The organism is Aeoliella mucimassa (assembly GCF_007748035.1).
Lineage (GTDB): Bacteria > Planctomycetota > Planctomycetia > Pirellulales > Lacipirellulaceae > Aeoliella > Aeoliella mucimassa.
Map to the genome: position 1 here is coordinate 2,891,082 of NZ_CP036278.1, position 24,514 is coordinate 2,915,595.

The following is a 24,514-nucleotide window of genomic DNA, read 5'->3' on the forward strand; positions in this document are numbered from 1 at the left end:
CAATTCCATGCCTCAGTTCCGTTACACCGCGTACGACACCAACCAGCAGACCTTCAGCGGCGAAATTGCCGCTGAGACGGTCCGCGAGGCGGTCGAGGCTTTGGAATCAGAAGGCTACACCCTGCTGTCGATCGAGCAGGCCGACGCAAAGCTTCCGTCAGCGATGCTGACAGGCGACGAGGCCTCCCTCGACCGCACGCCGCCACTCGACACCGCGTTTGAGAAGCTGTTTACGCATAGCGAACTCCTGATTCCCGCGTTCACCGCGTACTGCAGTGAACTACCCGTAGGCAAGTCGCGGCAAGAGCTGGAGCAAGTGATTCACCTGCTCTCGCACAACGAACTCACGCGGGCGATTGCCTCGTTCGATTCTCTGGCAAACGTCTGGGCCCCTTTGCTTAGCGCGGCCGCGGTGCACGACGACGGCGAACTGGTACTCGCGGAGTACTTTCGCCGGACCGAAGAACGACATCAGGTACGCCAGCGGCGGTGGTTGTTCCTGGCTTACCCGATCTTCCTGCTGTTGCTCGCGATGGCACTGATTGTCGCGATGAGCTTCATCGTAATTCCGACGTTCCAAGCCATTTTCCAAGAATTTGGCCTATCGCTGCCGGGCCCCACGCTGCTGGTGATCACAGTCGCTGAATCGATTCGCAACGGCTGGTTGTTGCTCATCGTGTTGGTGCTGGCGATGCTTGTGGTGCTCGGTTTCTTCGCCGCCCGCACGTTGCCGCACTCACTTCGCGAATGGTTTAGTGCGCGACTCCTCGGCCGAGGAACTCAGCTCACGGTTACCGGACAGTTGGCCAGGCATGTCGCCGACCTGCACGAAGCCGGTTTGCCGCTGGCCGAGGCGGTCCGCCAAGCTGCTGGTACGATTCGACACGCGGCCATCTCGCAAACCGCCTCGCTACTCGCCCATCAAATCGCCCTTGGCGATTACATGATCCCCCGCGCGGTCGGCAATACGCTGACTCACTCGCTCACTCACGCGGTATCGTCCGACATGAAACCGCGCAGCCGCATTCAGTTGCTTCGCGAACTGAGTCGCTCGTACGCCGACCAGACGGCCGACCGGCTGTACTGGACCAAGGGAATTGTGTTCGGTCCGCTTGCGATTCTCGTGGTCGGAGCGACCGTAGGCTTCACGGTACTCGCCCTATTTTTGCCATTGGTACGACTGATAGAAGGACTCTCCGGCTGATGCCTTCCTATTTCCCCACCATCGAACGAATCAAGCACACGCTCTGGCCGCAGTTCGTGAGCCGCGCCCAACATCGGACGCTGCTGCGACTGATTGCGACCGCAACGGAGCAAAGATTGCCGCTGGCTCCGCTCGTGCAAGCGCTCGCGCTCGACGAACGAGGTCGGCACAAGCTTCGCTTGCATCGGCTCGCGAAGGTGCTCGACGAAGGAGCGTCGCTGCCCGATGCGCTGGAGCAGGTAGTCGACCTACTGGACGACGAAGACGTGCTGGCGGTGCGATTCGGCTACCAGTCGGGCGCGGTATCGGCGGCGGTCCGCGAGCGACTCGAGGCCGAACCGTTCATGACGCCCCGCGCGAAGGTGGGTATCGGCCGCATCATCTTTTACCTCGGCGTGATGCTGCTCCTGGCCGTGCCAGTGGCGGTGTTCATGCACAGCTCGATTATTCCGGTGCTGATGCAGATTTTCGACGAGTTCAACCAGAAGCATCCTTCCGCCACCGACTTCTTAGCCTTCTCGGCAGATACGGTTGTGAACTTGTGGTGGCTGATCCTGCTAGTGCTCATTCCTGCTATTTGGGTGATGGTATCCGATCGCCGGCGAAGGGCGTTGCGACATAAGCTCGGCGGTAGTTTCTTTCGACTTCTCCGGCAGTGGCGCACCGCGGCGACGCTCGACGAGCTGAGTGTCGCTTCCGAAGCAGGTCGCCCGCTGCCAGGCGTGATATCGACCCTCGCCCGCTACCATTACGATCCGTACCTGCGTCACAAGTTACTGTACGTTCGCAACGAGATGGAACAGGGAGCCGATTTGTGGCCGTCGCTGCTTAACTGCCAGCTCTTGAATGCGACCGAAGCGCGTGCGCTCGAAACGGCCGACAACCTTGGCAATCGCAACTGGGTGCTTCGGCAAATCGCCGACATACGCAAACATTTCGCCCGCCAGAAACTCGAACGCCTGGTTGCCGCTGGCGTACTGCTCGTGGTGTTCGCACTGGGAGCGTTCGTGCTGCTGCATGCATTGGGTATATTCCTGACCCTTTCGTCGTTGTTGGAGACACTTTCGTAACATGTCATTCCTCCCCTCCATCCGCCGACCAACGAGCCTCTCGGGCGAGCGTCATGGCCGCACTGCGCGGCTGGGCCTGAGTACGCTCGAGCTGATCGTCGCGCTGTCGCTGCTCACTACCGCCATGACGGTCGGGACGCAGCTAGTGGTGAAAGCCCGCGACGTGATGGACGATCACCGCGACTACCGCCTGGCGCTCGACGAAGCTGCCAACGTGCTCGATCGGCTGACCATGCTCTCCGAGCAACAACTCACGGAGCAGCTACCGAAAATTGAACCTTCCGATTCTTTGGCAACGCATCTCGACCACGTCGCGATCACCGGCACCGCCGAACCTCAATCGCTCGGCACGCGGGTGACCCTGCGGGTGGAGTGGGGCCCTGCAGAGCAGCAGCCAAAGTGCGTGGTGCTGAGCGGCTGGCATCTGCCCGCGGAAACCACTGCGTCTGACGTGGAGACCACCAGCCCAGGAGGTGCACCATGAACCTGCTTGGACACACTCGCCGCACTGGGCACAGCTTGATCGAGCTGCTAGTGGTCATGTCGATCTCGATAGTTGTCCTCACTTTGGCGGTTACCTTTCTGAGTCGCATGATGCATATCCACAGCCAGTCGTCCAGGTTCCTGCAAGCAGAACGCACCGGCTTGCGACTGTCGCGGCAATTGCGGAGCGATCTGCTGCTCGCCAGTCACGTGGGACTCACCGAACAAGCCGAAGACGATGGACCAATTGGTGTGACCCTCTATGGCATGCAGAATGGCGACCCTAACATCGACTACCACTTTAGCCCCGAGGGGGTGCTGCGAATGACCTCGGTTAGCGATGACAAATACTCGCACGAAAACTATCGGTTGCCGCAGGGTACCCGCTGGCGAGTGCAGTTGCTGTCGGAACCCGATCGTCTAGTCGTCGAGGCCATCAGCGCAGCCGAAGCAAGTTCGTCGGACCGCCGGGCGCCTCCTCCCGCCTGGCGAGTGCCATTCGAACTGCGTGTCGAGCAAGTCGTGGGCCGATTGACATGGGATGACTCCACTGACGACGACGCAGCGGCCGCCCCCCCGGCAGACGATGCCCCAACCGCGGAGAATGAACCACCGCAGGAGGAATCGCCATGAATCTTGTTTTACTCCACCGTGCATTGCCTGCCAGCGTGCATCGGCAACGGCGCGGAACTGCGTTGGTGGTTGCCCTTACTTGCCTGTTGTTGATCAGCATGCTGGTCACGGCCATGTTGCAGGCGGCACTCACTAGTCGACGCCAGCTTCGTACCGAACGCCATGCACGGCAGGCAATGCTTTTGCTGCAAGCGGGGGCCGAGCGGGCCCAACAGCAGTGGACGCTGCAGGAGACCTACGATGGCGAAACACTTCGCATCGAAGTACCTGAGCCGACCGAAACTCAAACTGGCGAGGTGGTCATCGCACGAGTCGCAGCCGATCCACAAACGGCCGATCCACCGACAAAAGGCCACCTGACAATTACCGCCAAGTACCCACTCGAATCGCCTCACTTCGTACAACGTTCCCTCACCATCTCCCTTCCCCAGTCGACGCCTTCGCGTTAATGGAGCCCATGATGACCCTTTCACGCCCTCTATCTCGTCGCTATGGTGCCGGCTTCACGCTTGTTGAGCTGCTGGTGGTCATTGCGATCATCGGTATTCTCGTCGCCCTGTTGTTGCCCGCTGTACAAGCGGCCCGCGAAGCAGCCAGACGCACCAATTGTGTGAACAATCTCACGCAATTAAACCTGGCCGTTCATAACTACGAGTTCACCTTCGAAACGTTGCCTCCAGGTACGATCAATCCCGATGGGCCGATCATCAATCAACCTCAAGGTAACCACACGAGCTGGATTGTGCAGATCCTGCCTTACATTGAGGCAAACACTCTCTCACGGCGGTTCGATAAGTCGCTGGGGGCCTACGCACTAGAGAATGCCGAAGCCCGTGCGTGCCAGATCGAAGCCATCGTGTGCCCCAGCTCACCACTGGAGGTCTACAACGAAGATCAAACGGTCACGCAATCGAGCTACGCGGGCTGTTACCATGATGTAGAAGCCCCCATCGATGTCGACAATCACGGGCTGTTGTTCCTGAACAGCCGGGTACGCTTCGCCGACATCTACGATGGCAGTTCGCACACCATCCTGCTAGCCGAGGCGTTCAACGAGTCAGAGGGTCTTGGTTGGGCGTCGGGCACGCGAGCTACGCTGCGCAACACCTCAGTGATCAACGCCCATCTCGACCGCTTCTTGCCAGATGGCACTCGCAAGGAAAAGAAGGTACTACAGCCGCTCGAGAACGGCGGCTTTGGAAGCTATCATCCCGGCGGCATCAACGTGGCCTTTGCCGATGGCTCGGTCTGCTTCATTTCCGAAGACATCGAGAAGGAACTGCTGCACCAGTATGGTCATCGTGACGATGGCGAACTGATGAAAATCCAATAACAGAACACAGCGAGCCTCACGAAGCGATCGACTTCGTGAGGCTCCTGCTGTTGTTGATGCTGAGACGTTCTGATTAAGGCGACTTCTTTGCGGCCTGAGACTTCAGGTAGTTCTTGAGTCCCCCAGCTGGGACTGCTTCGGGATGCGTATCGAGCATTTTCTTTAGCTCGGCGACGATCTCAGGCTTATCGTCGGCCAGATTGCGAGTCTCCAGGGGATCGGTCTCGTAATCGTACAGCTCGTATTCCGGCGGATCGTTACCACGAAATTGTTTCCACTCTACGAGGCGGTAGCGATGCGTGCGAACCGCCTGACCGATGCGACCACCACCGCGTGGGAACGCGTGATAGGCGTGGTCGCGTACCGCTTGCTCGCTACCTTGCAGGATGCCCGCCAGGCTCTCCCCATCGATCGGCTGAGGTCCTTCCGGTGTCGGTAATCCAGCCAAAGCGGCCAGCGTGGGATAGATATCGACTGTCTCGACCAGAGCGTCGGACTCGCTCCCTGGCCTGGCGACCCCAGGTCCGGCAAAGATGATCGGAATACGATTGGCTTGCTCGTAGTTCGTATGCTTGGTCCACATGCCGTGATCGCCAAGGTGGTAGCCATGGTCGCCCCACAACACAATGATCGTGTTCTCAGCCAGCCCAAGCCGATCGACCTCGTCAATCACGCGGCCCACCTGGGCGTCCATGTAGCTCAAGGCCGAATAGTAGCCTTGCACAAGATTTCGCTCCACCGCCGGGTCGAGCGGTGGGTCCTGGGGAATCGGCTTGTACTGATTGAGCTCGCCATGCTTGTCCTTCGGCGCGTATGAGGGGGCCCCCACCGGGTAGTCTCGCACGGTCGCGATCGGCAAATCAACATCGTCGTATAGCGCCCAGTATTTCTCCGGCGCACAGAACGGCAAGTGAGGCTTCACAAATCCCAAGGCCAGAAAGAAGGGTTGGTCCGATTCCTTGGCTTGCTGCAACCGACGGATTCCCTCGTTAGCAATCCGCCCGTCGGAGTAAGCATCGTCGGGCACGTCGGCCCGTTCCCAAGCAGCCCCGCGAGGCAGTTCGTGAATGCGACCGAGTTCCTGATTGCTGAAGTAGGCTTCTTCGCGGGTAAGCTTCCCCTCGTTACTCTCGGGAAGCGCGTAGTCGATCACTTTCTCGGGAAAGAAAGGAGTACTCCACGACGCGGTATCGTCGGTGTTGCCATGGCCGATGTGAAACACCTTGCCAACGCCCTCGGCCGTGTACCCATGCTTACGGAAGAACTGCGGCATCGTCACCGCATCGGGCACCGCGCGACGGAAGTTCATCGACAGGCCGTACACCCCGAGCGAGGTGGATCGCGAGCCAGTCATCAGGTTGTTTCGCGATGGGGCGCAGACCGCCTGGTTGCAGTAGGCAAAGTTGAACCGCATCCCTCGATCGGCCAGCCGATCGAGATTCGGCGAATGGACCCAATCGGCACCGTAGGCTCCGAACGACGGCTTTAGATCGTCGACCAAAATCAACAATACGTTGGGGGGATCGGCCTTGGCGGGTAAACACGCGCTAAGCATCAGGCCTAACGCAACGCAACTTAGTACTCGGTAGCAACTCATCGTCTTCCGTCTTCTTTATTCGAGTGCGATTTGCATCGCTAGGGTTGTGGGGAGAAATCTTGGGCTTCATCCGGCCCAGGGGAAGCATAGTGGGGATCCTTCGCTACGACGACAGGCACGCCTTGGTCGTCGAGATGAATATCCATCGGTACGATGGTGACCCCTTGTTGGTTAATCGTCTGAGCGGTCTCACTCAGATCGCGACTAGCGATGTCCTTGGTCTCAAGCGGTGGAATGTTGCCGTTGTAGAATGCGGTACACCACCAGCGTCCCTGCTTGTCTTTGAACGGCGTGCCATGGCCCAGGAACCGCCCGGCAAACTGCCGCGGCCCGTAAGGCCCCTCGATCTTGTCGGCTACTGCGTAGTACAGGTTGTAGCTCCCCTTACGCATCTGCCCCGTCGACCAGCCGGTGCCGAACAGAATGTACTTGTCGCCGAGCTTGTACATCAGGCAACCTTCGTGTCCCATCTTGGCGGTATCGCCGGTCGGTCCGATCGCAATCGGCTCTCGCGTAAAGCCCGAGAAATCGTCGTTCAACGGGGCGATCATCGTGGCTCCCCAGATCATCCACCAGGTGCCATCGTCGTCTTTAAACAGCGAGGGATCATGGCGACGCCCGATCTTCGGTCCCATGGGATTCGACCACGGGCCTTTAATATCCTCGCCTTGGGTGAACGACAGGTTTGCTCCATTCACCGGCGAGGGACTCGTATGCACCAACGCCCAGCGACCATCCACGTAATGCAACTCGGGCGCCCATAGACGCCATTGCGACTGGGGAACGTTGGCAAAACGTTTGGGGCGAGCCTTCTTCCAGATGCCATCTTCCAGCGTGAAGGGGGTATCGAGAGATTGCCAGTGAATTAGGTCGGGACTTTGCCAAACCTGGGCCTTCCAGCCAACAATGCTTCCATCGCCCAAACCCGTGTTGTAGGGATCGGTCTTCTGCGCGGGGTCATCTGGCAGCGGAGTGGTGCCCGTGAGCACGTACATACCCGACGGCGACAGCGTGATGAATGGATCGCGAATCCACCCTGCTTTCACAAACAACGCCCGATCGTGACTCTTCAGCCCCGCGGCAATATCGTCCGGCGGCAACGCCGCGGCGGTTTTCACGTGCTGAGGATTATTGCCCTGGTAGTCGGTGGCCAAGTCGCTGATTAAGCGAGTCTCGGCTTCGCGATAGGGACGCCCATCGGGGTGGAACACGTCGTGGAACCAGAGCTTTGGCTCCGCTTCGTATTTGCGTCGCAGCGAGTCTTGGGGATAGATCGTCTGCGTTTTGCCACTCACCAAACCCCAGTTGTACGCGCCGATCTTGTGCTCTTTGAACTGCGGTAGCAGCCCTTGAAAGGTCGAACCGTTGGTACGTGCCATGTACTCGGTGCACATCAGTGGTCGGTCGCAGTGCTGCACCATTTGCTCGATAATCGGCCGAGCATCTTCCGCATTGTGATAGGTATGGAACGTGATGATGTCCGACTGCGATAGCGATAGCGCGTCGATGGCGTCGGGATTCGTGAACCAGCGAGGATTCCCCCACACGCCTGCGGTGAGCGGCTGCGATGGATTCACTTCACGCGCCCAGGCAAAGGTCTTTTTCAGTAGCTCGAAAGTTCGCTCGTGCTTAACACGGGGCTCCAGATCGCGAATCGAAGTGCCTGGCCACTTTCCCTGGTTCGCGTTGTCAGGTTCGTTAAACAGATCCCACACCAACACTCGCGGATCGTCTTTGAAACGGGAAAGGACTCCTTGCACGTAGTCTTGGAGTTCGTCTTGACGCGCGGAGTCGAGCAGAATCTCCTTGCCTGGCGACTGCAGCCATCCCGAGTTATGCACTCGCGGTTGGGGGGCTGGTTGCGGCCCCGCTTTGGGATTGGGAAGCCAGACTCCGTCGAACAACACGAACATCGTGCGGATGCCATGACGGTCGGCGATCTGCAGATACTGATCGATGCGGTCGCAGAATCCATCGGGGTCTTCGCGCCAGGCGATATCGTGCAGGAACACTCGCATGGAGTTCATGCCGATATCGGCGGCCCACCCGAGTTCGCGATCGATGGTCTCAGGATCGAACGTATCGGCCTGCCACATCTCGAGTTGATTGATCGCCGAGGAGGGGGTGAAGTTCGCCCCTACCGGCCATGGCTGAGTGGCGTACCACTGGTTCGCCCGCTCCACCGACCACCGCCCTGCGGTTGGAGCATCGTCCGCAGTGGCCTGACACGACGCCACCGCGAGTACCACTAACACACCGATGGAAACAACTGCTGAATATTCGCGTTGGAAAAGCATAGATCTAGTTTTCGCGAAAAGTAAGCTGGCAAACACATTGGCTGGGGCGCCGGGAATACCGCCGCGCCCAGTTTCTGAAGTCAAAGTCGCTAGCGTTTATCGACAGCAATGTCGAATCGCTTGCAAAGGTAAGCGGAGATCGTAGTGACTTCCTCATCGGTGAGCGCCCGGTTAAACAACAATAGCTCGCCGATATCGCCTCGGAAGATCCCCTGACCAGTTGAAAGAATGGGGTGTCGACCGAGTATTTTCCGGGAGGTAATGGCAATTGGCTCCCGCGCGGCCGACTCGCTACGCTTGCGGCCATTCAAGTAAAGCGTCATCTTCTCGGCCGCTAAGCTATACCGGAAACAAATCACCTGCGGCGCGGCGATCGGCATGCGGTCGAGCACCTCGACTGCCCCTTTGTATATTTCGGTGCGTCCATCGCTGAACCCCGAGAACACCTCGCCACACACGGCGAAGCGCCCGTCGTCGTCGCGATCGCGAAGACAGATTTCAAACACCGAGGGACTCACCAATCCGCCGAACGGAGGAACCACTCGTTGCGGCGGCCCATTGTAATTCAAGATCTGCTGGAAGGCGGGTTTGATTTCGTTGAGCGAGCAGACCACAAATGCGGTTTGTTCGTCGGTGGTATGCAGCGGCGGGGTCACCAAGAACGTGCCCCCTTCGCCAAATCGCACCGCTGGGTGTCCGTGGATGGCATCGGCCACCAACAGTGGTTGATGTTCGGCCGAAGTCTGTAAAGCATCTTCTGGAGTGTTGTTTCCGCGAACCATGAGGTCGCGCCACTGCGAGACTCGATTTTGCTCGTCGACCTCCACCATGCGATCTGCGGCCAGCCATAGCGTAAGATTCTTGCGCACCTGCATGTCAGGTGCGTCGCTATCTAGCAGTTGAGGACGATTGCGCCAGTCGAACTTCGCCTCGTTGGCTTCGAACTCCTGCAGTGTGACACCACCGATGGCAACGCTACAGGCCTGATCGGCTTTGAGCTTCAACGGCTTGCCTTGGAAGGTTCCTCCCGCGTTCACTGCTTGAAAGGCTACCTCGCCTTTGAACACATGGACCTCGGAGCCTCCCGCGTGGTCAACTGCTACACCGAACTCGGTGCCTAGGTCGAGCACGATACCGCTCGGCGTGCCGACCTTGAATCCATAGGTGGCTTCGACCGATACGTTACCAAGCGACAACGAGAATGAATTGGAATCACTGATCTCCAACGTACAAGGGCCCTGGGCGATCACTCGGGCACCATCGTCGAAGATAAGTTCGGCCACACCCTGGTTCAAGGCGACCACATCCCCTTGATGCAGCAGATCGCCATTGACTAATGGATCGGCTTGCCACTCGCATTGGTCCGTTCGTCCCACGTATGCAGATACGAGTGTGGGAACCACAGCCGCATGGGCTGGCTCCTTGCTGCCGACCATCCCGCCTGGGATGCCAGCCACGTTCGAGAAATCGGGCTGCAACCATCTTAGAACACCGATGGTGCTGACCACGGCAATCGATGCTGCCAGCAGCCATCCCATCCAGGGAGCACGGGATCGGGAATCGCGTTTTGGCAGTGTCACCGGAGCCACGACTGGCGGTTCGGCTTCGCGGCGGGTAAACGTAAAATCTCGATCTTTCAGGTCGCTGGAAACCAACAGCAGCTCGGCGAACTCCTGAAGCTCGCCTTCGTCGGCCAGCAATTTTTCTTCCAACTGCGCGCGCTCGTCGGCTGAGAGCTCGCCGTTCAGGTACTTCTCGAGTAATTGGTGTTTTGATTGCATGACTTACGAACTCTGTCCCTGGCCCAGTCGCCTGCGAATGCATTCCTTGAGATTCTCTCGCGCTCGGTGTAACAAAACGCCTACCGACGATTTGGTGATGCCGATTTCTTCGGCAATTTCTGCTTGCGAGAGTTCATCGTGATAAAACAGTTGAATCGCCACCTTCTGATTTGATTTCAAATGTTCGACGCATTGATCGAGTGCCTCGCGGCGAGCCGGAATCTGGGGCAGCAACTGTTCGTAAGCGGTGGCCAATCCCTCCACGAGCTCAGAACTGAACACCCCACGGTCGCTTGATTGCTTGCGATAGTACCGCAGCAACTGCCGACGTGTGACACCGAACACCCAGCTAAGAAAGGGACGTTCGGCATCGTATCGATCCGCACTTTTGACGACAGCGTGGCCAATCTCTTGAACCACATCTTCTACATCGTGTCGATTTCGAATTTCAGCCCGCACAAAAGCAACAACCGCCGGCAATGCAGCCGTCCACATTTGGGCAAGCTCTTCCGCCGTTAGTTGCTTTTCCACATGCAGTCCTCACCTCCGCTTATCTAACCCCACCTTAAGGGCTCTGGAGGCTTCTTATTATAGGAAACCCCGAACAGCTTTGCTGCGGGCCTCTTGCCGCCTCAGGCTTTCGCTACCCGCCTGCTAACCAGCGTCCCAGTGCAGGAGGAGGATGTTCGTTATTGGGTATTTAACAAAACTCGTCTGGAAGCTTACATAAAAGCGAAATAAATCACGTTTTTTGCCCGCTGCCCTTAACCTGGTGGGAAAAGTCAGTTTTTGGCTACTTTTCTGTAAGCTGCGCGGTTCACGGTGGTAACTGCATGATGTTCGCCCGGTTGTAGGAAGCCAGGCGATCGCAACTCGTCACAACTAGTCCTATCAGACATTGGCACCTTCGGTGGTTGGCACAGCACAGCTTGGCAGACCTCGCCTCCACGACCGCAATGCGGCTTCACCGCGTGCGGTTATGCCCAGCGATCTCCTTTTCCGTGGTTAGGAAGCACGTAAACATGAACAGGTTAGTACGAAGAGGCTTCACACTCGTGGAACTTCTAGTGGTCATTGCGATCATTGGAATCCTGGTTGCCTTGCTGTTGCCCGCAGTGCAAGCAGCACGCGAAGCGGCGCGTCGGAGTCAATGCACCAACAACATTAAGCAGCAGATGCTTGGTGTAATGAACTACGAGTCGACGCGCGGTGAGTTGCCCGCCGGCATGGAGATTCATTCGCCGCTCGAAGTGCAGGCCGGCTTCGCCGCGGCCAACAGCACCTGGGGGATTGAGATATTATCGTTCATTGAAGCCTCGAACCTGGGAGACTTGTTCGACTACACGTTGCCGATTAGCGATCCCGTGAACCTGCACTTGATCGACAATCCTATCGGGTTGTTTGTCTGCCCCTCCGACCCGGGGCCGGATGACTATGCTAACACTTCCTTCAATAGCGCAGCCGAAATCACTTCGGTGGCCGACGTCAAACCAGCCCGCGCTTCGTACGTTGGCATTGCAGGACAAGACTTCGATGGCAACTACTGGAGCCGCCCGATCCACGTGATGGATGGCGGGGCCGGCTCGGTGCCGACAGCGGATGCGTCGAACATGAAAAATGCTGCGAAGTGGGCCCGATTCAAGATTCGCAAAGGGGCCCTGCCCTGCGTGACCGAGCCGGTTGGCAAAGCCCACCGAGTGAAGCTCCGTCAGGTGACCGATGGCACCAGTAGCACGGTTGCCATCGCCGAATACCATACGCAAACTCTGTACGGTGGCTTCCGTCCCCCCTCCTGGGGCGACTGGCGGGCCTACTCGAGCATGTCGGATACCACCTACGTGGACGAACGCCGGAGCGTGCCGGTGGCATCGGCCAAACACCCCTACATCTTCGGCCTGCCCGACTTCGAAGCTTGCGTGACTGCCAGTGGTCTTAATCCAGTTTCCTGCGAACGGGCGGTCGCCAGCTTGCATAGCGGTGGCGTCGTGCAGGTTGGACTGCTCGACGGAAGTGTTCGAACGCTCAACAACGATATCGATCCAGTGATCTGGGGCGCCGCTGGCACCATCAGTGGCGGGGAGCTGGTCGATGAATTGTAACCCCCACAGCAAGGACGTGCTTCGCGCGGCCTTCTGCTGGTTGATAACAGGCTATTGCGCGATGCTGGTTGGGTGTGGTTCGTCCGGCTGGCAATACGCGGAGGTCTCGGGTCAAGTGAAGCTCGATGGCCAACCTCTTGCCAATGCGGTGGTGGAGTTCGCCATCCTCACTCCTCCTCCTGAGGGAACCGAGGGAGATCGCTTGCCAGTAGCAAGCGGCCAAACCAACGAGCAAGGCGAGTTCCACCTCGAAACTCTCACTCCCGAGAACGACAAGATCAACGGCGCGGTCGTTGGCAACCATCGCGTGACGATTACCAGCAAGATAGTCGAACGGAACGAATTCGAAGGCGACAAGATACTGCGAAAGGAATTACTCCCCCCCAAATACAACCAAAACAGCGAACTTACTTTCAATGTGCCTACAGGCGGCACCGCTGATTGCGATTTCGAGCTGTCGACCAAGTGACCACTCACAAGGCTTCGACGTACGAATTGCAGGCGGCAACTTTTCCCTACGAGCACACCGATCAGCAGATGGTTTCTCATCGCACCATGAAAGGACGATATCAGCAATGCTAGTGCACCATCTATTCCGTCGATTCTTACTGTTGACCCTACCCTTCCTCAGTCTTCCATCCTTGGCCCAGGCAGACAATTTGTCGAATCTCAGCGACTTTGCGACTTCACTGGTCGCGTTCGGCGGCCCTGCTGATATCGCCGGCGAAAGCGATTTCGGCGCCAACGGTCGGCAGCTAGCCGACGAATTCAATGGCCTCAACGGATTCGACGCTGGCTGGACTATGAATACTACGTTCACTCCAGTTGCAGCCGACTTGGCTACCGGCGAAACGCGACTGCTCATGGAAATCGGCGGTACCAGCAATGGCACGGGGCTATGGCTCCTCGATGGCGTCCCTACGCTCGCCCTTAAAACCGGCGCCGGATTGCCCAGCCCAATCTCAAGCGTCGCCAGCGACGTAAGCCTGGTCGACAATGCGGCGGCCATCTTTAGCAGCTACGGTTCTCTGTCCGCGGGCACGTCGTATTCGATTGCCGCGACCTGGAATGCGAACGACACTTTCACTTTGGCTGTACAAGACAATTCGACCCAACAAGGCGTAGTTCAATCGACGGTCGTCGATGGCACCAGCAGCAGCTACAACTGGTACGGCAATAGCACCTACAACGTAGGCCGCTTGGTTGGCGACCCAGGTAGCTACGGAGGACTGAGCGGAACCGAAGGAACCCCCTTCACAGCGGTCGATGCCGTGAGCATGGATGGAGTCAGCGATTTTTCGAATGGCACCTTCAATGGCTTTGAAACGTTGTTTTGGAACGAACCATCCACGCTGTCGGTTGGTTCGAACCTGGCGGTCCTTACCGCTACGATCGATCTCGAACAAGGCGACATTACCATCTCCAATCCCACGAGTTCGTCGGTCACGATCGATTCGGCGACCCTCATCGGTGGCCAAGGTGGCTTCGACGATGGCAACGGTGCGGTACAACAACTTGTACTTTCGGGTGGCAACCTGGTGACCATCGCCGCGGGGAGTTCGGCCGTGTTGCCGGGCGTCAGTTGGGCGCCGAGTCCCTTCATCGACGCGGGCATCGCCTTGGAGGTAAGTGGAGCAACGACTAATACCATTGTGAATTACACGGGTTCCACTCTACTGTTTGGCGACTACGACGGAAGCGGTGTCGTAGACGCTGGCGATTGGCCCACGCTGCTGGCCTCGATGAACACGAGCGTCGCCGACCTCGATGGTATTGGGCGCTACATGGCAGGAGACCTGACTGGCGATGGACAAGTTGATCGCAACGATTTCCGACTCCTCAAAGAGCTGGCCTCTGGATCGGCGGCTACTAGTGGATCGGCCGATGCAGCCAACGTACCCGAGCCGGCTACCTGGGGTCTTATCGCAGTGGGTATCACCATGTGTCTCTGCACCTATCGTCGTAAATCGGCTGTTTTGGCAACCGCCTGCGTCGCTCTGCTGGCAAGCACCAGCACAACCGCGATGGCGGCAGACATTTACATGGTGAGCAACACCGGCGAAATCCGCACCTTCGATGGCGTCGGCGGCACCAGCGGTTCCGTCGACCAAGTCGGCAATTTTGCCGGTGGCACTCTGGTAAACACGATTGCCGAGTACGGAACCTACCAGGGCTTCACTTCACTACCCAATGGTACCGTTTATGGAGTGAATAGCGCCGGTGGAGTCGACAGCTGGCCAACTCTAGCTGACTTTACCGCCAACACGAACCTTACCACGGTTTCCACCGGCGATCCGTATGGATCCCTGGCAACAGAGTCGCCTCGCTCGGGCATCCATGGTTTTTCCTTCGATGGCAATACCGGAGGACTCTACGTGGTTCTGGAGGGGCCGGATGAGAACGAGGGGGATCTCAAGCAATACTCCACGCTGAAAAACTTCGTCGAGAATAATGGCACAATCTATACCCCGAACGGTTACGCCGGCAACATCATGCTGATGTACTACCCCGACGAAGATGCTCGCTTCACAACCGGCCTGCCAAACGCCGACGCAGGCCCGGGCTCCAACTACTTCCATATCACTGGTGGCGGGCAATTCGAAGGTTGGGAAGGTACTCTAACCCAGTCCGGTTACGGCATGTACGGCGTCGGTGCGACTCCTGGTGGTGATGGCGGCGGTGGCAATCGTTCGTATCAACTTCCAGGCTTCGGTAACGAAGTCATCGGCAGCTTTTCCATCGTTCCAGATACGGAAGAGATGAAACTGCTCGTCGATACTTCGACCGGTGTTGTGAGCCTACAGCGTGCCGCTGCTGGCGATCGCACCATCGATTTCTTACGAGTCAGTAGCCCTGGCAGTGGTTTACTCGGCAGCGGTTATCTTGGCTTAGGTGCGAACGATGAGTTCCCCGCAGGCGATGGCCTGGGAGGCGAAGGTTGGGACCTGGCACCGAGCAACGAAGGCAACATCAGCGATAAACGAGAGTACTTTGCCTTTAACAACGATGGCACGCTGGGTAACTCCACCATCAGCAACAGCGGAGATTCGATCCCCTTGGGCTTGTTCTACGACACCGAGCAGGACTTGCAAGACTTAGTCCTCTACTACGATGTCGTCGACCCGACCACTGGCGAGTTTATCTCGCAGTCAATTATCGGAGGAGTCTACGTCGACTATGTCGAGTCCACCGGACTTCCTGGCGACTATAACAGCGATGGCTCCGTGGATCTGGGCGACTACACTGTCTGGCGCGACAATCTCGGAGCTGATGGAAGCACCCTGGCCAATCGCAGCGTTGCCCTCAATGGATCCGAGATCGGAACGATCGACTACATGGTGTGGAAAGCCAACTTCGGCGCCAGCAGCGGCTCGCTGGCCTCGCTCGACGGTACAGCGGTGCCCGAACCTACCAGCGGCCTCGCTCTGTTGGGTGCAATTGTTTTGGCCGCCTTGGGATATCGCCGAACCTAACAATTGCGAATTTGAGCGATAACTTACGACGGGCAGCCGTAAGTCGAGGCACCTCCGAAACCTCTCTGTTTCGGAGGTGCTTTGTATCATTTGTGTGCAGTACAGTCTAACTTCATGAGAGACAAGAGCTCAACGGAGACACCGCCAGCGGTGAGCAAAGCTACTATGTTACGCGAATCCAACCACCGCCGTACGACCCGCCTGTTGGCGATGGCGTTGCTCTCCTGTGTCATGGGTGAATTCAACCAACCATGCTGGGGGCAGATTCTGGGAGCCAACTTCAATGAACGTCCGAAAGACGTAAACACCTCGCTGTTTGCGGCCAGCGAAAACACCTGGTCACGTGGATTCTACGACGTGCTTGCCATGCGCGGCATCACCTCTCTGGAAACCAACGAGAATGTGCTGGGCCTCCAACGTGCAGCCGACGCGGGCCAGCAAGTGCTGGTGTCGTTCAAGTGGAACTTCAAAGGTTTCGACCGCAACGTACCTGCTCCTGGTTCCGACGACGAACTCGCACTGTTTCAGCGGGCTGTCGAAACGCTGGAGGCCATCGATCGCCCTATCAACGCGATCGTGCTGGGGAACGAGCCGATGTGGGAAACGCATGATTCCGATCTCTCGTTTTCCGGTGGAGTAGTCCCCTACGTCCAGTTCACGGAGCGACTACTGGACTACGTACAAACCGAATATGGTTCGCTTCAAACAGAAGAACCTCGCTACTTCCTCGGATCCCTCAATCGACTCGATCAGACCTCGAACCAAAACAGGGATGTCGTGCAGGAACTGTTCCGCGTGGCTCGCGATAATCCGGCCATTTCCGGCATGGACCTGCATATTCACTTCGGCACCACGGCCGAAGCCCGCGGTATGGCCCAGTTCGCGCGGCAAACGTTGGGAGCGGAAAAGGATCTGCTGGTCACCGAGTTCTCTCCCGTCTGGCGCTACAAGGATCATCTGAACGACGCGATCGGGGCAACCGCCGCCGGCTCGGCCTTCGCCAGTCAGTATGGCTACGCTTCGTCACTGGAGGTTGATGAGTACTTGAAAAACGCATTTGCGAATCAGGTGAGTCGGCAGGAGTGGACCGACTTCATCACGTCGCAACCTTGGTTTAACACCAATCATCTAAGCGACATGCATGGCTTATTCGAGGAGTTTGGCGTATCGATCGCAACACTTGGCTACGCCCAACCTTTGAGCATGCGGGGGCTCGATCCCACAAAACCCAACTACAGTCCATTTCACATTAACTGGCTTTACATCAGCGCCCTGGTCGAAGGCACCACGCTCGAAGCTTATAACGAGCTTTACATGGAAGACTGGCTGCACGAGCAACGTTTTCTAGCCGATCTCGATGACGACTCGCAAATTACGCTCGCCGACTACGACACCATCCGTTCATCGCTACATCAAGACGTCGCGAACCTGTCTTACAATGAGCTTCTGAAGTTGGGTGACCTGAACCTCGATCGGTCTGTCGATTATCTGGATCTTCAGCGTTTCTTCGACTCGTATGCATCAGTAAATGGCGTACGACTTGGCGACCTCAATGGCGACAGCATCGTCGATGTAACCGATTGGCCGTTAATGTTGGCGAATATGAACACCAGCCTAGTCGCTCAGGGCATCGACGAGTCGCTCTGGCAATCAATGGGCGACATCAACCGGTCGGGATGGGTCGACCGCAACGACTTCCGACTATTCAAGAATGCCTACTTGGCAGCTGGTAACCGTCTGGCCTCGCTGGAAGCCGGCGACAGCGAAATAGCAGCACCAGAACCAACTTGCTGCAGCCTGACAGTAGCTGCCTGTGTATGGTTGGGCGGCCGGCACTGGTTCCAATACAGCAAGCGAACAGCGAGCAAAACGAATTCTACCACGACCTACGGGTCGAACGACTCGCACTCGCTGACTGGACGGATTCGAGTTTGGCTAAGTCGCAGCCGCTAGCATTCGGCCAAATCGGCCGTCGCGACGCTCAGTTCGTGGGCAAAGCTCGCCCGATCGTTGCCAGCTTCATCGTCAGGTTCTATCGGCAAGCAAACCGTGAAAGTCGTCCCCTCTCCTTCGGTCGATTCCAGATGCACTTGACCTCCGTGCATCGCGACAATCACGTTGTGGGTAATCGAGAGCCCCTGCCCCGTTCCCTGGCCAACCGCCTTGGTCGTAAAGAAGGGATCGAATACCTTTTGACGAATCGGCTCGGGAATACCACACCCGTTGTCTTTTACTGACACTTCGACTCCATCCTCAGTCAAGGAACTGCGGACCTCGATCTTTCCGACACCATTCTCTCCATAGCGATCGACGATCGCATCGGACGCATTCACGATCAGGTTTAACAGTACCTGGTTCAGTTCGGAAGGATACGCGGGAATCTCTGGCAGCGAGTCGTCCAAGTTCAGGTCGATCTCGGCGTTGTACTTCCAACGATTTCGACTAATCGTCATCGTACTACGAATCGCTTCGTTGATATTCACCATCACCCGGTCTTTGTTCCCAGGATGCGAGAAGCTCTTCATCGCTTTGATGATGTTAACGGTACGCTGAATACCCTCGCGTGATTCATCAATGGCCTCGGCAAACTGCGAACGCACCAAGTTGAAGTCGCACGTTTCTATCATCTCTTCGATTTCTTGCTTCCGTTGCGACCAACTCTTGGGAGTCTCTTCGGTAAGCAGTTCGTTATAGCGATCGATCACCGTACACAAGCCACCTGCTGATTTCTCCAGGAACTCAATGTTGTCGGCAACAAACTGCATCGGGGTATTAATTTCGTGGGCAATTCCGGCGGCTAGCTGTCCAATCGACTCGAGCTTCTGCGATTGAAGCAATTGCCGTTCCAGCGTTTTGTACTCCGTCACGTCACGCATGGTCACCACACCACCCCGATGACCATTGGCAACCAGCGGTGCTGCGTTGACTGACAACATTTTATCGCCCGACTTGCTACGCAGCAGTACTTCTTCGTTGACTACCACGTTACCAGCGATCGCTTTATTGACAGCCAATTCGCTCGTTTCGACAGGTGTTTCGCCGTCGAGATGGCAAATCTGTAGTGTCGACACACAGCTCTCCAAGGTGTTGCCTACTTCCATTGTCACCCCGAGAATCTTCTCCGCTGCTGGATTCGAGCAGAGCAAATGCTTCGAGTCGTCGAAAGCGAGAATGCCATCCCCCACACTCGACATGACTGCGTCGAGGAGCGATTTCTGCTCCTGGGTTTCCTGAAGCAACTGATCTCGGTGCACCGCGGCCTCGCGTTGCTCGGTTACATCAGAGTAGACACCGACCATGCCAACCACGTTGCCATCCTGATCGTAGAAGGGAGCCTTGCTGGTCCAAACAATATGTTCCTTCCCATCACTCGAGGTATGCGTCTCTTCGTGGTTGAGAATCTCGAATCCGAGTTCCATCACTTGCTGGTCACAGAGTCGATAGTGCAGTGCTTCGTCGGTAGTCCAAGGCATCTCAAAGTCGGTGAGACCCTTGATCTCGTCCGAACTCTCCACGCCTGCCATGCGAGCGAACAGGGCATTGCACCCGAGGTAAACCGACTCGCGGTCTTTCCAGAAGATGGCAAGCGGTGCGCTGTCGACAATGGTCTGCAGCATCCGGCGTTCGTAGGCGAGTTCATCGTTTCGCGACTTCAGCTCCTCGGCCAGCCGCAGCTGTTCCTTCTCCGATATCTTTCGACAGGTGATGTCTTCCTTCACTGCAATAAAATGCGTGATCTTGCCAAGTTCGTTCACCAGGGGAGCAATCGTCTGCTGTTCCCAATAGAGCTCTCCAGAACGTTTGCGATTCAGCAACTCGCCGGACCAGTTTTGCCCACTATTGATCTTGCTCCATAGATCTTCGTAGACGCTATCGGGCGTTTCGCCCGACTTGAGTAGGCGAGACGTATTTCCCAATGCTTCCTGAGCCGAGTAGCCAGTCGTGCGGGTGAAATGGGGATTCACATATTCCATCGGCCTTGTTGAACAATTAGTCACAAACCTCCGTAAAAACTAACGTGGAATGGAACCACGTACCTTTTTTACGGAGATCGAACATGGCTACGAAAGAAAAACGAACCTACAAAGTCACGAACTGGAAGGAGTATAACAAGTCGCTCATCGAGCGTGGAAACATCACTATTTGGTTTAGCGACGAGGCGTTGGAGAACTGGGAACATCCTAACGACCAGACAAAAGTCGGTCGCCCTTTTGTCTTCAGCGATACGGCGATCGAGTGCTTGCTGACGATTCGCGAACTGCTGAAACTTCCCTATCGGCAGACTGAGGGATTCGGCCGCTCGCTGGTGGCGATGTTGGGCGTCGAGGCAGCGATTCCCAATTATTCTTCGCTCGCCAAGCGAGCCAGCAAGCTGAATGTTTCGCTCGATATCGCTAACAAGAGGGGCGACATCGATATCGTGGTGGATAGCACCGGCATGAAAGTGTTTGGCGAGGGCGAATGGAAGATGCGGACGCATGGCAAGTCGAAGCGGCGGACATGGCGGAAGCTGCATTTGTCGGTGAATCCTGACACCCGCGAGATTGTGGCGGAGATTTTGACCGAGAACAGTTGCCACGATGCCGATGCGGTTCCCGAAATGCTGGAGCAGGTGGAGCAGCCCGTAAAAAAGTTTCACGGCGACGGTAGTTACGACAAGTGGAAGGTTTATGAAGGGCTGGAATCCGAAGGCATTGAGCCGGTGATTCCGCCGCAGCACAACGCCAAGATCAAACAACATGGCAACTCTGCGGAGGAGCCTTTGCCCCGGGACGAGGCAATTCGTCAGATTCGACGCAAGGGGCGTAGGAGTTGGAAAGAGGAAGTGGGCTATCATCGTAGAAGCTTGGCGGAAACGACCATGTACCGAGTGAAACAAAGCTTTGGGAGCCATCTCAAAAACCGAGTATTCGAAAACCAACAAACGGAAGCCCGCTTGCGCTGTAAAATCATCAATCAATTCACCCAACTCGGGCTTCCACAGTTCGAGTGGAGTTAGTCAACAAGGCCTATTCCATCTCTCCTTTTGCATTCGTAATGACAATGGAGAGCGGACAATGCTCGACCGCCCGAGTCAGTTTATGCAAATCTCTTTCGACCTCGTGAAGCTCTCGACGCTCAAGTTCCAGCTGTTGTTGCAGGCTTTCAACTTCCTCGCTACGTGCCTCTAGCTCGACATGCAGATTGCGTAGGTGAATACCGATTCCCGCAATCAATATCAGAGCACAAATGGCAATAGCAATAACAACCACTAGCAACTAACTCCTAAGCATTGCGAATAGGCCCAGTGCGAACGAGTCGAGACCCGGCACTACTTAGCTGTTGACCTCACCTGCCCACGTCACGAAGAGTGATCGACTGACTCAGCCTGCTCGGAAAGGGATTGGTTTATGTTTGGTTAAGCCAGTTGCAGCTTATTCCCCACCGAAATAACAACACACCTGCCCTTTGGAGCAACACGATGGCACTCCTACTTTCACTTTTCAAATATGGAGTAAAGAAGAGTTGCAGGAGACCGTATTTGGCTATCCAGGGCTTCAATTGCGGTGAAATGTTACCCTGCAATCCAAATAATCGTTAGCGAGCCCTCCTGAAAAAGTCCACCCGGTAGAGCGTATTTGCAACAATACTGCATTGCGACAGCTTGCGGTTTGACTTTTAGGTTTGTCTGATTTTTCAGACAGCGAATCGAAAAGACCGAGTGCCTATTTTTGCAGGAATCGGGCCTGCAATTGCGGACAATGAGCCTCTGCCGTTCGCTTACAATGGTATCGCACCCGCAGCCACATGCGGGTCGATAGCTTGTCTCGATCATAGGATGCCGCAATGCTCGAAATCTCCAGGTGGTTCACTCGCTTTGTCTTGCTAATTGCTGCTACCACGGGCTGGCTAGCGTCAACTCCCAACGTAGCCTTAAGTCAGACGCCAACTGCGACGTCATCAGTTGCGTGGCCCGCGGCTACCACGACCTCGCGTCCTTGGACCCGCTGGTGGTGGCATGGCTCGGCCGTGGACGATGCCAACCTCACGCGACTGCTCGATACCTACCACGAGGCGGGGCTCGGAGGGGTCGAAATCACTTGCATCTACGGAGTGCAGAACAACGACTCGCGGAATCTGGTCTATCGCTCCGACGCCTGGGTCGATGCAGTGCAACACGTGCTTCGCGAGGCAAATCGCTTAGGCATGGGGGTCGATCTCCCCGCCGGCTCTGGCTGGCGGATGGGAGGACCGAACATCACGATGGACCTGGCAAACAGCCGTGTGATCGTCGAGAGCGACCAAGCGGTCGGCGGCAAGACCTTCGTCAAGCGTTTCGCGAAGTCGACTCCCCAGTCGGCCCTCGCCCTTAATGCTGCCGGCGAACAGGTCGACCTTACCGAAAAGATTGCCGATGGCAAGCTTACCTGGCAGGTGCCCGAAGGTGACTGGACCGTCTACAGCCTGGCCTATCGATGGTCGGGCGATCGGGTAAAGCGTCCTGATCCAGGCGGGGAGGGTATCAACATCAATCCATACTGGAAGCATTCCGTCAACGCGTTCCTTACCGACTTTGATAGCACGCTCAATCGCCTGCCAGGTGTGCGGGCGCAGTTTCATGATTCGTTCGAGTACCAGGGCGACTGGCAACCGGAGTTCCTCGATGCGTTTGCCAAGCGACGCGGCTTTCGCCTGGAAGCGCATTTGCCCGCGCTGGCCGGTGAGGGTGACCGCGAGCTGATCGCTCGTGTGAAAAGTGATTACCGTGAGACGATCTCCGACCTGCTGCTCGAAGACTTCATCGGCACCTGGGTCGCCTGGTCGCACCAACACGATCAGCTCGCCCGCAATCAGTCGCATGGTTCCCCAGCGAACTGGCTCGACCTGTACGCCGCTTGCGACATTCCCGAAACCGAGAGCTTCGGACGGGTCGATGGCGGCGATGCCGAGAAGCTGGTGTTCAAGTTCGCTTCGTCGGCGGCCAATGTCACCGGCAAATCGCTCGCTTCGTCGGAAACGGCCACTTGGCTCGGCGAGCACTTCACAGTTGGCCTTAGCGACATCCAGCAAGTCGTCGACAAGCAAATGCTCGGCGGCATCAACCACATCCTCTACCACGGCACCGCCTATTCGCCCGACGACGCGTCCTGGCCTGGCTGGCTGTTCTACGCCTCGACTCAGCTGAACCCGCAGAATCCGATCTGGCACGACTTTCCAGCACTCAACCAGTATGTCACGCGTTGCCAGTCGATGCTCCAGGCGTCGCAGCCCGATAACGAGGTGCTGCTGTACTGGCCGATCTACGACCTCTGGCACGACGCGGATGGCATGCGTCGCGACATCACTGTGCACAACTCGGAGCACTGGCTGCGCGGGCAGCCGATTGGTCATGCGGCTCGCTGGCTGGATGACCAAGGCGTGATGTTCGACTACGTCTCCGACCGACAGCTGGCCAAGTGCTCGGCGACCGATCACAAGACCATCACCACCGCAGGGGGCGAGTACAAGTTGATCGTCATCCCCGAGGCCAAGCACCTGCCGCTGGCGACCCTCGAGCACCTGATCGACCTGGCCGAAGCCGGCGCGACCGTGGCCTTCCGGAAGCACCTGCCCGAGAGCGATTCTGGACTCGCGGGACTCACCCCCAGCCAGCCATGGAAGCAAGCCATCGCGCAAGTCAACCAGCTTGTCAAAGAACAACGCATGATCGTCTGCGACGACCTTCAAATCGCAGCCGAACAGGCGGGGCTGACTGAGGAGTCTGGCTTAAAAACATCTGGCATCGACTTTCTCCGCAAGAAGTATCAAGGAAGCAAATGCTACTTCCTCAAAAACACCACTTCGCAGGCGATCGACCAGTGGACGACGCTTGGCTCCTCGGGCAATTCGGTCGCGATCCTTGATCCGATGACAGGCAACATTGGGCTGGCGGAGAGCAAGTCGCTCGACTCCGGCTCACTCTCGGTACGGCTGCAAATGGCCGCGGGGGGGAGCTTGTTCCTGCTGGTCTCCGACGAACCGCTCAACGCCGAACCATGGCTTTACCATCAGGTGACGGATCAGCCAGTTGCGATAAGCGGCACCTGGCAAATTGAGTTCGTCGAAGGAGGACCTTCGCTGCCAGAGTCGTTTAGTTCCCCTCAACCTGTTCCATGGACGAACGCCCCCGACCAGTCGGCCCAATCGTTTGCCGGTACCGTGCGGTACTCTACGAGTTTCAGCACTCTCAGTAAGAAGCAGTCTCACTACTTGCTCGACCTCGGTAAGGTCGATGGTAGCGCCCGCGTGATGCTCAACGGAGAGCAAGTTGCGACGTTGATTGGTTCTCCTTATCAAGTGATGATCGACACCAAGACCGACCAGGTGAATGAACTACAAATCGAAGTGACCGGCGTAGCCGCGAATCGCATTCGCGACCTCGATCGCCGAGGCGTCGAGTGGCGCATCTTCGAAGACATCAACGTTGTGAATATGAACTACAAACCATTCGATGCGTCCGACTGGCCGGTGCGGCCGCTGGGCCTCAGTGGGCCGGTGACGTTGCAGCCGGTCAAATAGCATTAA

The 24,514-nt window shown here is 57.0% G+C and carries 18 protein-coding genes; 12 read left to right on the plus strand and 6 right to left on the minus strand.

What is annotated here, in order from left to right; genetic code table 11:
- The first annotated feature begins 7 nt into the window (after window positions 1-7).
- The 6 genes from Pan181_RS11575 to Pan181_RS11600 are packed head-to-tail and all read left to right on the plus strand — an operon-like array spanning window position 8 to window position 4,723.
- Window positions 8-1,204 carry a type II secretion system F family protein gene (locus Pan181_RS11575; protein WP_145246974.1) on the plus strand — a complete coding sequence of 399 codons (1,197 nt, stop codon included), beginning with the start codon at window positions 8-10 and terminating at the stop codon, window positions 1,202-1,204.
- Window positions 1,204-2,274: a type II secretion system F family protein gene (locus Pan181_RS11580; protein WP_145246976.1), complete on the plus strand. Its 1,071-nt coding sequence runs from the start codon at window positions 1,204-1,206 to the stop codon at window positions 2,272-2,274. Before Pan181_RS11575 ends, Pan181_RS11580 begins: the two co-directional genes overlap by 1 nt.
- 1 nt (window position 2,275) lies before the next feature.
- Complete coding sequence (locus tag Pan181_RS11585) at window positions 2,276-2,758, plus strand: hypothetical protein (RefSeq protein WP_145246978.1); 483 nt, start codon at window positions 2,276-2,278, stop codon at window positions 2,756-2,758.
- The gene (locus tag Pan181_RS11590; protein ID WP_145246979.1) at window positions 2,755-3,390 is read left to right on the plus strand and encodes a PulJ/GspJ family protein; all 636 of its coding nucleotides are present in this window, start codon (window positions 2,755-2,757) and stop codon (window positions 3,388-3,390) included. The genes Pan181_RS11585 and Pan181_RS11590 overlap by 4 nt, the downstream gene beginning before the upstream one ends.
- Window positions 3,387-3,839, plus strand: coding sequence for a hypothetical protein (locus Pan181_RS11595; RefSeq protein WP_145246981.1), 453 nt, complete (start codon window positions 3,387-3,389; stop codon window positions 3,837-3,839). The genes Pan181_RS11590 and Pan181_RS11595 overlap by 4 nt, the downstream gene beginning before the upstream one ends.
- Window positions 3,840-3,847: 8 nt before the next feature.
- Window positions 3,848-4,723: a DUF1559 family PulG-like putative transporter gene (locus tag Pan181_RS11600; protein WP_231943817.1), complete on the plus strand. Its 876-nt coding sequence runs from the start codon at window positions 3,848-3,850 to the stop codon at window positions 4,721-4,723.
- Window positions 4,724-4,796: 73 nt separating this feature from the next.
- Here the strand turns inward: Pan181_RS11600 and Pan181_RS11605 are convergent, their stop codons facing one another.
- The 4 genes from Pan181_RS11605 to Pan181_RS11625 all read right to left on the minus strand — a co-directional run bounded on the left by Pan181_RS11605 (window position 4,797) and on the right by Pan181_RS11625 (window position 10,929).
- Entirely contained in the window at window positions 4,797-6,320 is a 1,524-nt protein-coding gene (locus Pan181_RS11605; RefSeq protein WP_145246983.1) for a sulfatase, read from the minus strand.
- A gap of 38 nt (window positions 6,321-6,358) precedes the next feature.
- Window positions 6,359-8,617: a family 43 glycosylhydrolase gene (locus tag Pan181_RS26105; RefSeq protein WP_197529182.1), complete on the minus strand. Its 2,259-nt coding sequence runs from the start codon at window positions 8,615-8,617 to the stop codon at window positions 6,359-6,361.
- A gap of 89 nt (window positions 8,618-8,706) precedes the next feature.
- On the minus strand, window positions 8,707-10,398 hold the full coding sequence (locus tag Pan181_RS11620; protein ID WP_145246985.1) for a LamG-like jellyroll fold domain-containing protein: 1,692 nt from the start codon (window positions 10,396-10,398) through the stop codon (window positions 8,707-8,709).
- A gap of 3 nt (window positions 10,399-10,401) precedes the next feature.
- Complete coding sequence (locus tag Pan181_RS11625) at window positions 10,402-10,929, minus strand: sigma-70 family RNA polymerase sigma factor (RefSeq protein ID WP_145246986.1); 528 nt, start codon at window positions 10,927-10,929, stop codon at window positions 10,402-10,404.
- A gap of 524 nt (window positions 10,930-11,453) precedes the next feature.
- On the opposite strand from Pan181_RS11625, the gene Pan181_RS11630 reads away from it, so the two are divergent.
- From Pan181_RS11630 to Pan181_RS11645, 4 genes are all read left to right on the plus strand, one after another.
- The gene (locus tag Pan181_RS11630; protein ID WP_449188289.1) at window positions 11,454-12,497 is read left to right on the plus strand and encodes a DUF1559 family PulG-like putative transporter; all 1,044 of its coding nucleotides are present in this window, start codon (window positions 11,454-11,456) and stop codon (window positions 12,495-12,497) included.
- Window positions 12,487-12,966: a carboxypeptidase-like regulatory domain-containing protein gene (locus Pan181_RS11635; protein WP_145246990.1), complete on the plus strand. Its 480-nt coding sequence runs from the start codon at window positions 12,487-12,489 to the stop codon at window positions 12,964-12,966. The genes Pan181_RS11630 and Pan181_RS11635 overlap by 11 nt, the downstream gene beginning before the upstream one ends.
- Before the next feature lie 172 nt (window positions 12,967-13,138).
- A complete protein-coding gene (locus Pan181_RS11640) occupies window positions 13,139-15,970 on the plus strand; it encodes a type 2 periplasmic-binding domain-containing protein (protein WP_145246992.1) in 2,832 nt (943 codons plus the stop codon).
- A gap of 165 nt (window positions 15,971-16,135) precedes the next feature.
- On the plus strand, window positions 16,136-17,923 hold the full coding sequence (locus tag Pan181_RS11645) for a hypothetical protein (protein ID WP_145246994.1): 1,788 nt from the start codon (window positions 16,136-16,138) through the stop codon (window positions 17,921-17,923).
- Here the strand turns inward: Pan181_RS11645 and Pan181_RS11650 are convergent.
- On the minus strand, window positions 17,920-19,944 hold the full coding sequence (locus Pan181_RS11650) for a PAS domain-containing sensor histidine kinase (RefSeq protein ID WP_197529185.1): 2,025 nt from the start codon (window positions 19,942-19,944) through the stop codon (window positions 17,920-17,922). The two genes, Pan181_RS11645 and Pan181_RS11650, sit on opposite strands and share 4 nt — an antisense overlap.
- Window positions 19,945-20,027: 83 nt before the next feature.
- Between Pan181_RS11650 and Pan181_RS11655 the strand changes: the two genes are divergently transcribed.
- Entirely contained in the window at window positions 20,028-20,969 is a 942-nt protein-coding gene (locus tag Pan181_RS11655; protein WP_145244898.1) for an IS5 family transposase, read from the plus strand.
- Between the two features lie 10 nt (window positions 20,970-20,979).
- Here the strand turns inward: Pan181_RS11655 and Pan181_RS11660 are convergent, their stop codons facing one another.
- Window positions 20,980-21,222, minus strand: a complete 243-nt coding sequence (locus Pan181_RS11660; RefSeq protein ID WP_145246998.1) for a hypothetical protein — start codon at window positions 21,220-21,222, stop codon at window positions 20,980-20,982.
- Window positions 21,223-21,796: 574 nt separating this feature from the next.
- Here Pan181_RS11660 and Pan181_RS11665 point away from each other — a divergent pair.
- Window positions 21,797-24,508 carry a glycosyl hydrolase gene (locus Pan181_RS11665; protein WP_145246999.1) on the plus strand — a complete coding sequence of 904 codons (2,712 nt, stop codon included), beginning with the start codon at window positions 21,797-21,799 and terminating at the stop codon, window positions 24,506-24,508.
- The last annotated feature ends 6 nt before the right edge of the window (window positions 24,509-24,514 follow it).

Coding starts and splice junctions, on each gene's coding strand:
- Pan181_RS11575 (WP_145246974.1), top strand. CDS start 8: ATGCCTCAGTTCCGTTACACCGCGTACGACACCAACCAGCAGACCTTC.
- Pan181_RS11580 (WP_145246976.1), top strand. CDS start 1,204: ATGCCTTCCTATTTCCCCACCATCGAACGAATCAAGCACACGCTCTGG.
- Pan181_RS11585 (WP_145246978.1), top strand. CDS start 2,276: ATGTCATTCCTCCCCTCCATCCGCCGACCAACGAGCCTCTCGGGCGAG.
- Pan181_RS11590 (WP_145246979.1), top strand. CDS start 2,755: ATGAACCTGCTTGGACACACTCGCCGCACTGGGCACAGCTTGATCGAG.
- Pan181_RS11595 (WP_145246981.1), top strand. CDS start 3,387: ATGAATCTTGTTTTACTCCACCGTGCATTGCCTGCCAGCGTGCATCGG.
- Pan181_RS11600 (WP_231943817.1), top strand. CDS start 3,848: ATGATGACCCTTTCACGCCCTCTATCTCGTCGCTATGGTGCCGGCTTC.
- Pan181_RS11605 (WP_145246983.1), bottom strand. CDS start 6,320: ATGAGTTGCTACCGAGTACTAAGTTGCGTTGCGTTAGGCCTGATGCTT.
- Pan181_RS26105 (WP_197529182.1), bottom strand. CDS start 8,617: ATGCTTTTCCAACGCGAATATTCAGCAGTTGTTTCCATCGGTGTGTTA.
- Pan181_RS11620 (WP_145246985.1), bottom strand. CDS start 10,398: ATGCAATCAAAACACCAATTACTCGAGAAGTACCTGAACGGCGAGCTC.
- Pan181_RS11635 (WP_145246990.1), top strand. CDS start 12,487: ATGAATTGTAACCCCCACAGCAAGGACGTGCTTCGCGCGGCCTTCTGC.
- Pan181_RS11645 (WP_145246994.1), top strand. CDS start 16,136: ATGTTACGCGAATCCAACCACCGCCGTACGACCCGCCTGTTGGCGATG.
- Pan181_RS11650 (WP_197529185.1), bottom strand. CDS start 19,944: ATGGAATATGTGAATCCCCATTTCACCCGCACGACTGGCTACTCGGCT.
- Pan181_RS11655 (WP_145244898.1), top strand. CDS start 20,028: ATGGCTACGAAAGAAAAACGAACCTACAAAGTCACGAACTGGAAGGAG.
- Pan181_RS11665 (WP_145246999.1), top strand. CDS start 21,797: ATGCTCGAAATCTCCAGGTGGTTCACTCGCTTTGTCTTGCTAATTGCT.